General features: G+C 74.5%; 8 protein-coding genes and 2 pseudogenes. 5 read left to right on the top strand and 5 right to left on the bottom strand.

Going from position 1 to position 6,623, the window contains the following annotated elements; genetic code table 11:
• Window positions 1-142 precede the first annotated feature (142 nt).
• Window positions 143-313 (bottom strand): hypothetical protein, encoded by a 171-nt coding sequence (locus ACFV0O_RS08795; protein ID WP_380338252.1) that lies wholly within the window; start codon window positions 311-313, stop codon window positions 143-145.
• A 262-nt stretch (window positions 314-575) separates the two neighbouring features.
• Here ACFV0O_RS08795 and ACFV0O_RS08800 point away from each other — a divergent pair, with 262 nt between their 5' ends.
• The 3 genes from ACFV0O_RS08800 to ACFV0O_RS08810 all read left to right on the top strand — a co-directional run bounded on the left by ACFV0O_RS08800 (window position 576) and on the right by ACFV0O_RS08810 (window position 2,432).
• Window positions 576-779, top strand: coding sequence for a DUF397 domain-containing protein (locus ACFV0O_RS08800; protein ID WP_380338255.1), 204 nt, complete (start codon window positions 576-578; stop codon window positions 777-779).
• A 472-nt stretch (window positions 780-1,251) separates the two neighbouring features.
• Window positions 1,252-1,563 carry a DUF6191 domain-containing protein gene (locus ACFV0O_RS08805; RefSeq protein ID WP_380338258.1) on the top strand — a complete coding sequence of 104 codons (312 nt, stop codon included), beginning with the start codon at window positions 1,252-1,254 and terminating at the stop codon, window positions 1,561-1,563.
• 431 nt (window positions 1,564-1,994) lie between these two features.
• A complete protein-coding gene (locus tag ACFV0O_RS08810; protein ID WP_380338261.1) occupies window positions 1,995-2,432 on the top strand; it encodes a glutaredoxin domain-containing protein in 438 nt (145 codons plus the stop codon).
• Window positions 2,433-2,478: 46 nt separating this feature from the next.
• On the opposite strand, the gene ACFV0O_RS08815 is transcribed toward ACFV0O_RS08810, so the two are convergent.
• Window positions 2,479-3,024: a cysteine hydrolase family protein gene (locus ACFV0O_RS08815; RefSeq protein ID WP_380338264.1), complete on the bottom strand. Its 546-nt coding sequence runs from the start codon at window positions 3,022-3,024 to the stop codon at window positions 2,479-2,481.
• Window positions 3,025-3,082: 58 nt separating this feature from the next.
• Window positions 3,083-3,523, bottom strand: a complete 441-nt coding sequence (locus ACFV0O_RS08820; protein ID WP_380338267.1) for a MarR family winged helix-turn-helix transcriptional regulator — start codon at window positions 3,521-3,523, stop codon at window positions 3,083-3,085.
• 139 nt (window positions 3,524-3,662) lie between these two features.
• Between ACFV0O_RS08820 and ACFV0O_RS08825 the strand changes: the two genes are divergently transcribed.
• Window positions 3,663-4,016, top strand: a complete 354-nt coding sequence (locus tag ACFV0O_RS08825) for a VOC family protein (protein WP_380338270.1) — start codon at window positions 3,663-3,665, stop codon at window positions 4,014-4,016.
• Between the two features lie 371 nt (window positions 4,017-4,387).
• Here the strand turns inward: ACFV0O_RS08825 and ACFV0O_RS08830 are convergent.
• A pseudogene (locus ACFV0O_RS08830) lies at window positions 4,388-4,666 on the bottom strand (DUF6624 domain-containing protein); the annotation flags it as partial.
• Window positions 4,663-5,310, bottom strand: a pseudogene (locus tag ACFV0O_RS08835) (IS5 family transposase); the annotation flags it as partial. The pseudogenes ACFV0O_RS08830 and ACFV0O_RS08835, both read right to left, overlap by 4 nt.
• A 387-nt stretch (window positions 5,311-5,697) precedes the next feature.
• Here ACFV0O_RS08835 and ACFV0O_RS08840 point away from each other — a divergent pair.
• Window positions 5,698-6,507 carry a hypothetical protein gene (locus ACFV0O_RS08840; RefSeq protein WP_380338273.1) on the top strand — a complete coding sequence of 270 codons (810 nt, stop codon included), beginning with the start codon at window positions 5,698-5,700 and terminating at the stop codon, window positions 6,505-6,507.
• The last annotated feature ends 116 nt before the right edge of the window (window positions 6,508-6,623 follow it).

Raw genomic sequence — 6,623 nt, forward strand, 5'->3', positions numbered from 1 at the left:
CCCCGGGGCCCCCCCGCGGGCCCGGGCGGGCCCGGGGGGGCGCGCGGGGCGCGGCGGCGCGCCCGCCGCGCGCGCCCACCCCCCCCCCCCTTCCGGCACGGGCGAAGACCAGCCCGCACCGAAGCGCGGGCTGCGGCCGTTGTCACTCGTCGTCGGTGCTCACCGGGACATCGTCCTCCCGAAGGAGGAGGTGCTCCTCGCCGTCGATCGTGATCTCAGTGCCTGCGTACTTGCCAGACCGGGTCTTGTCCTCGGCGGGGGCCGTCACCTTGCCGTCCTCGGCGGGCTCCGTCACCTTGTTGTCGTCGGCCATGTCTCCTCCTTCCGGTCGACACGGTGTCGACTCACACCGATCCTGTCATGACTGACCGTCACTGAGCGATCACTCTCGACCGGCCGGAGGGAGCCGTGTCCCTCGAACTCGGCGACACCACGGGCGGCCGATGTGACGGTGGATCGAGGAAGAAGCTCTCGACGGGCCAGATCGTACGAGCAGCCGGCCCCCGGACAACCCGCGCGGGAAGTCGGCCCCGCCGACTTTCCACTCCACCGCCCGTTCAGGAGGGAACCCGCCCATGACCAGCAACTCCCCCATCACCTGGCGTAAAAGCACCCACAGCGGACAGGGTGGCCAGTGCGTCGAGGTCGCCGACGGCCTCACCGGCACCGTCCCCGTCCGCGACTCCAAAGACCCCGACGGCCCGACCCTCCACTTCCCCTCCCCCGCCTGGCAAGCCTTCATCACCGCCCTCCGCACCGGCGAACTCGACGCCCGCTGACGGTACTTGTACGCCGCTGCCCCGGCCCGGAGCAGCGACGTTTCCTTTCGACGGCTGCGGGGACCGGCCGCTTGGCCCCCCGCCCCGCCGCCCCGGCCTCGTGACGGCGGGGCCGTGTGCGTCAGCCGGCTGCCAGGCACCGGAGTGGGAAGTCGACCCCGCCGACTTCCCACTCCGCGCTGTCCGCGCCGTCCGCGCCTACCGGTCGGGCGGGCCGAACGGGGTGCGGTCGAAGGCGGGAGCGTCGGCGTGGGGCCGGTCTGCGGGCTGCCCGACGACGCCGGCCGGCTCGGTGGCGGCCTACGGCGACGGCACGCTGGTCGCCTTCGTCCGCTGTGACCTGCCCCCGCACGCCGCCGGGCCCACGACCCCGAGGCCCACGACCCCGAGGCCACCCGGCCGGGAGCACCGGGGCCGCCCAGGAGTCGTGGGCCCCTGTTCCGTGCCGGGGACGGCGACGATACTGGTCCCCATGGGGTTCATCGTCTTCCTCACGCTGCCCGGACTGGTGCTGCTGCTCACCACGCTCGCGCTGGTCGACCAGGTGCTGCTGCGGGCCGGGAGGGCCGGGCTGCTGCCCTGGCGGACCGGCGCCCGGCAGGGGCAGGTGTCCGCGACCGGCTTCGAGCAGCTGCACGCCACCTTCTCGGCGGGCAAGCAACACGAGCTCAAGGAGCGGCAGTCGGCGCTGATGCTGCGCGACGACGACGAGGACGGCGCCCCGCCGAACCGCACCGGGGTGGACCTGGCCCGCGGTTCGGCGGTGATCCGGCTGCCCCGGTGATCCCTCCGAGCACCGACCGCACCGACCGCACCGGCACACCTGCGGCCCCGGGCCGGGCCCCTGCCCCTGCCCCTGCCAGTAGGCGCAGCCGGGCCTGAGCCCCGTCGGTGTGCACCGGGCAGTTCGCGAACACCTCCGGCGCGGGCCCTGCCCGTCGGCGGGACGAGGGTCGGCCCGGGTCACGCAGGGCTCTTGAGGACATCGACGGTCGGCTCCCGTCGGGGTCCGGCCCACCGGGGGCCCGGAACGTGGCGAACAGCGCCCCGATATCCCGTGGTGCGCCGGGTACACCGGGTGCGCCGGGCACACCGGCCGGCATGTGTCCCCGCACGGGAAGTCGGCCCGGCCGACTTCCCGCTCCCACCGCCGAGCCCCCGCCGCACCGGTCCGGCCTGGTGTCCGGGTGCGGAGCGCCGGTAGCGTGCGCACTCATGATGCGCCCTTGGATCCTGTCGGTACTGTTCGCGCTGTGCGGCGTGGCCGTCGCGGCCTCGACGGCCGCACAGGGCAGCCCGGTGGCGGCGGCCGCGTTCCTGCTGGCGTTCACGGCGGCCGCCGCGATGAACTCGCCGCTGGTCTTCCCGAGGTCGCTCAGCGCCTCGGAGGCGCAGCGCCGTGCCGCGGCCGACGGCCGGCCGGTGGTCTTCTGGCGGCCGGGCTGTACGTACTGTCTGCGGCTGCGGCTCCGGTTGGGGCGCGATGCCCGTCGGCTGCACTGGGTCGATATCTGGCGTGACCCGGAGGGGGCGGCGGCGGTGCGGGCGGTGAACGACGGCAACGAGACGGTGCCGACGGTCTTCGTCGCGGGCCGGGCGCGCACCAATCCCCCGGTCGAGTGGGTGCGCGAGCAACTCTGCCCGTCCGTGTGACCCGGCCGGTGCCGTCCATCCCCCCGGGGGCCGCCCGGTGGGCCCGTCAGACCGGGGTGGCGAGGAGGGCGTCGGTGGCGGTGACGGTGACGCCCAGGTCGCGGAAGGCCTGGAGGGCGGCGGTGTGGGCGGGGGTGGAGAGGGCGGTGACGGCGTCCTCGACGACGGTGGTGGGGTAGCCGAGGGCGGCGGCGGTGCGGACGGTCTCGCCGACGCCGTACTCGGTGGTGATGCCCGCGACGACGAGGGCGGTGGCGCCGAGGCGGCGCAGGCGTTCGGCGAGGTCGGTGCCTTCGAAGGCGTCGATGCGGTGTTTGGTGACGACCTCGTTGCCGGGGCGGGCGTCGACCTCGGGTTCGAAGCGGGTGCGGTCGGAGTCGGGGCCGCCGTCACTGCCGTCGCCGAGGAGGTGGCGGACCAGGACCACGGGGCGGCCGGCGGTTTCGAAGGCGTTCTTGAGCCGGGCTGCGGCGCGGACCACGGCGGCGCCGGTGAGCGGGGCTGCGGGGCGGGCGACGATCCAGTGCTGGAGGTCCACCAGCACCAGGGCGGTGCCGGGGGCGGGGGTGAAGGCGGCGGGGTGGTCGGTCATCGGGACTCCGTAGGGTGTCGGCCGGCGCGCAAGGGCCGTGCCGTTGGGCAGGTGCCGTTCAGCCGGTGCCGCGCAGGGCGGCCGTGGCGCGCTCCAGGAGCGCGCGCAGCTGGGCCTGCTCGGCCGGGTCGAGGGCGTCGGCGAGGCGTTGTTCGACGTCCCGGGCCAGGGCGTCGGCCTTCTTCGTCAGCGTGCGGCCGGTGCGGGTGAGCCTGGCCACCAGCACCTTCCGGTGGACGCTGGAGGTCTCGCGGGTGATCAGGCCCTTGGTCTCCAGGTTGGCCAGGATCGTGGTCATGGTCTGCGGCGTGACCATGCACGCGCGGGCGAGCTGGGCGCCGGAGCGGCCGGCGGACTGCTGCAGGACGAGCAGGGCGACGTACTGGGGCACCGTCAGGTCGACGGTGCGCAGCACGCGGGTCTTCTCGGCGATGAGGGCCTGTTCGGCGCGTTTGATGGCGTGGCCGAGGCGGTGCCGAATGTCGTTGTGGTCGGTCATGGTGATCGTGCCCCTCGTCCGCCCCCGGTCGTCGACTGTTCGTGTTTTACGTTATATCAGGGCCCTGACACTCCGCCAGGCCCGACCGGGGCACTGTCCGGAGCGCCGTCCGGGCGGTGTGCTGGCAGGATGGGGCGGCATGGAACGAGTGCTTGGAATCGGCGGGTACTTCCTGCGGGCCTCCGACCCGGCGGCCCTGGGCGCCTGGTACCGCGACTGCCTGGGGCTGGACGCGGACGAGCACGGGCTGTGGCAGCAGGAGAGCGGACCGACGGTGTTCGCGGCGTTCGAGTCCGGGACGGACTACTTCGGCTCCCGCGCGCAGCAGAGCATGCTCAACTTCCGGGTCCGCGACCTGGACGCGATGCTCGCGCAGCTGCGCGCCAGGGGCGCGGACGTGGCCGGGCAGACGCAGGACATGGCGGGCGTGGGCCGGTTCGGCTGGGTGACCGATCCCGAGGGCAACCGGATCGAACTGTGGCAGCCCGCCTGAGCGGCGGTGGAACACGCCGTGGCCGAACCGGCTGCGGCGTGCCCGGCCGGCCGGTGTGAGACCTGCGGAATCCGGCCCTTGAGGCAGCCCGAAGCAGCCGGTTGCACTCGGCGAGGAGACCCCGGGCCGTCCCACAGCGGAACGGCCCGGGCGAACCGGGCAGGCCGGGCGGGCCGGGGCACAGAGTGTTCGAATCACCGTCGGCCTGCGCCGCCGTGACGCACCGTCCGTGGATCACGCCGGTCCGGCTCGTCCTGTGCGGCCCGGTCGTCGCCACCGGGCCGACGGCCGGGCCGCACGTACTCCTGCGGCTGCCCAGGGTCTGTCCGGCGGATCAGGCGTGAGCGTGATCCGCCGGATGCCGGAGTGACTCAGGCGGTCAAGAACTGAGCGATGTACTCGGCGAACGGTGGGATTCCGACTTCTGCACGGCGCTCGTCCATGCGCTCGGGTTCCCCGCAGGGCCACGGGATCGGCGAGCCGTCCTTCACGCCGGCAATCTGCGTGCCGTAGATCTGCTTCTGCCCTTCGTTCACGAGCGTGCGATCCCGCAGGAAGGCGAGATCGCACGGGCTGGCGGCGCCGTTGGCCACGGCCTGCTCCATCAGCCACAGCGCGCGCCGCTGAACGTCGAGCTGCCGGTCGGCGTGTGCTTGATCTGACGTCTGCGCAGGTCGCGACGATTGCGGCGGGAGCTGTACGCCTTGTCGCCGCCCAGGTGATCAGGGCGGGTGCGCGGACGGCCGCCGCCGGAGCGCTTGACCCGAACGCGCTCCAGAACGGGGATCGACTGGGGGCTGTCACCCCACTGGCCCGGCGTGATCAGTAGGGCCAGCGGCCGGCAGTCACCTTCGCCGGCCAGATGGACTTTGCCCGTCAGGCCGCCCCGGGAGCGGCCGAGTCCCTCATCGGGGCGGTGCTGCCGAGGCGTTGATCTCTTTTCGGGATCCGTGGTGCTCTGCGCGGAGCCCCGGCCGCGTGCTGATGAGCACGGCATGAGGTCGAGTCGACGCTGACCATGCTCCAGTCCACTCGCCCCTGAGCGTCGGCCAGCACGGCTTGAAGGATCTTGTCCCAGGTCCCATCTGCGGACCAGCGCCGATGCCGCTCGCAAACCGTCTTCCAGCTGCCGAACCGCTCGGGCAGATCACGCCAGGGCACTCCCGTGCGGACCCGGAACAGGATCCCGTTGATCACCTGCCGGTGGTCACACCAACGCCCGCCGCGACCACCCGATTGGCAGATGCGGCTCAAGCCGCACCCACTCGTCCCTGGTCAGATCTCCCCGCCCCACGAGCCAGAGCAACGATCCGATCGTCGGACAGTCACAAGATCTGCCGGACGGCCCCTAGTCGGGCCGGGCCGCGCCGGGTGCCGGGTGCACCGGGTCGGCATCCGGCACGACCCGGACGGGGCGGCGGCCGTCCGTGCGGTGAGCGACGGCAGCGGGACCGCGCCGGCGGTGTGCACGGCGGGACAGGCGCACACCGGTCCTCCCGTGGACCGGGCGTGCGGGCAGCCGGCCGGACAGCGCCCGCCCGACCGGGCGCAGCACCCGGCCACTCCGTACGGGCAGCGCCGCTGCGAAAAGCCGGTGACCCGCGGATCCGGCTGCCGGGCCGCCGGGGTTCCCGGGCCAAACCGCTGGCACCGGCGGCCCTCGGGCGGGGAGACTGCGGGGATGGACACTCCCGTACCGGACGTGCGCGTCCGCACCGTCGTGCCCGGCTACGCGGGCATGCACCCCCTGGTCGCGGACCTGGTGCTGCCCGAGGGCGCGTCGATGTCCGTGATGAGCGCGCTGGAGACCTCCCGCGAGCTGATCCGTCACTCCTACTACCGGTACGAGTTCGCCACCGTCGCCGTCACGCACGCCCTGTCCGCCGTGGAGCAGGTCCTCGCCGAGCGGCTGGCCGACGACAACGCCCCGCTGGACGAGCTGGTCCGTCGGGCCGCCGCCGCGGGGCTCGTCTCGGCCTACCTGGCGGGTGAGTTGGAGCGCGGCCTGCGGCTGCGCGAGCGGATCGCGCGGGGCGCGGCGACCAGCGCCGCCGTCAATCCGCTCAGGGCGGTCGACCTGGTGCGCGCCGTCTTCGACACCGTCGCCGCGGTGCTGGGCCCGGCGGCGGCCGAAGCGGACGGTCCGGGCGGTCCGGGCGGTCCGGGCGATCCGGGCGACGCACGGGGGCCGCAGGAGCGTCTGGTCCGCCTGTGGGAGGAGCACCGCGCCGCCGCGTTCCCGGCGAGCTTCCGCGGTGTGGACATCGACGGCGCGGACCTGGTCCTCCTGGACGCCGCCCTCTCCGCCCTCGTCCTGCGCGAGCTGGACGGCGGCCTCGACGGCGAGGGCGTCGCCGACCTGCGGGCGCGCGTCGCCGACCTCCGCGCGGTCGTGCCCCTGCTCGACGAGGAGTACTGCGCCGCCTACTTCACCCGGCTGCGCACCCTCGCCGATCTGGTGGCGGACCGTCACCTGCCGCCGGCCACGTGACCTCCCGCGGCCGGCCGGGGGCCCCCGGGTGGGCCGCGGGCGCCCCGCCGCCGCGGGGGGGGGGGGGGGGCCGCCGGGGGGGGGCCCCCGCGGGCGCGGGGGGGGGGGAGGGCGGG

It is taken from the genome of Kitasatospora sp. NPDC059577 (assembly GCF_042735475.1).
Lineage (GTDB): Bacteria > Actinomycetota > Actinomycetes > Streptomycetales > Streptomycetaceae > Kitasatospora.

Bases quoted from the DNA above. Each gene is read 5' to 3' on its own strand.
- ACFV0O_RS08795 (WP_380338252.1), bottom strand. From the start codon at position 313: ATGGCCGACGACAACAAGGTGACGGAGCCCGCCGAGGACGGCAAGGTG.
- ACFV0O_RS08800 (WP_380338255.1), top strand. From the start codon at position 576: ATGACCAGCAACTCCCCCATCACCTGGCGTAAAAGCACCCACAGCGGA.
- ACFV0O_RS08805 (WP_380338258.1), top strand. From the start codon at position 1,252: ATGGGGTTCATCGTCTTCCTCACGCTGCCCGGACTGGTGCTGCTGCTC.
- ACFV0O_RS08810 (WP_380338261.1), top strand. From the start codon at position 1,995: ATGATGCGCCCTTGGATCCTGTCGGTACTGTTCGCGCTGTGCGGCGTG.
- ACFV0O_RS08815 (WP_380338264.1), bottom strand. From the start codon at position 3,024: ATGACCGACCACCCCGCCGCCTTCACCCCCGCCCCCGGCACCGCCCTG.
- ACFV0O_RS08820 (WP_380338267.1), bottom strand. From the start codon at position 3,523: ATGACCGACCACAACGACATTCGGCACCGCCTCGGCCACGCCATCAAA.
- ACFV0O_RS08825 (WP_380338270.1), top strand. From the start codon at position 3,663: ATGGAACGAGTGCTTGGAATCGGCGGGTACTTCCTGCGGGCCTCCGAC.
- ACFV0O_RS08840 (WP_380338273.1), top strand. From the start codon at position 5,698: ATGGACACTCCCGTACCGGACGTGCGCGTCCGCACCGTCGTGCCCGGC.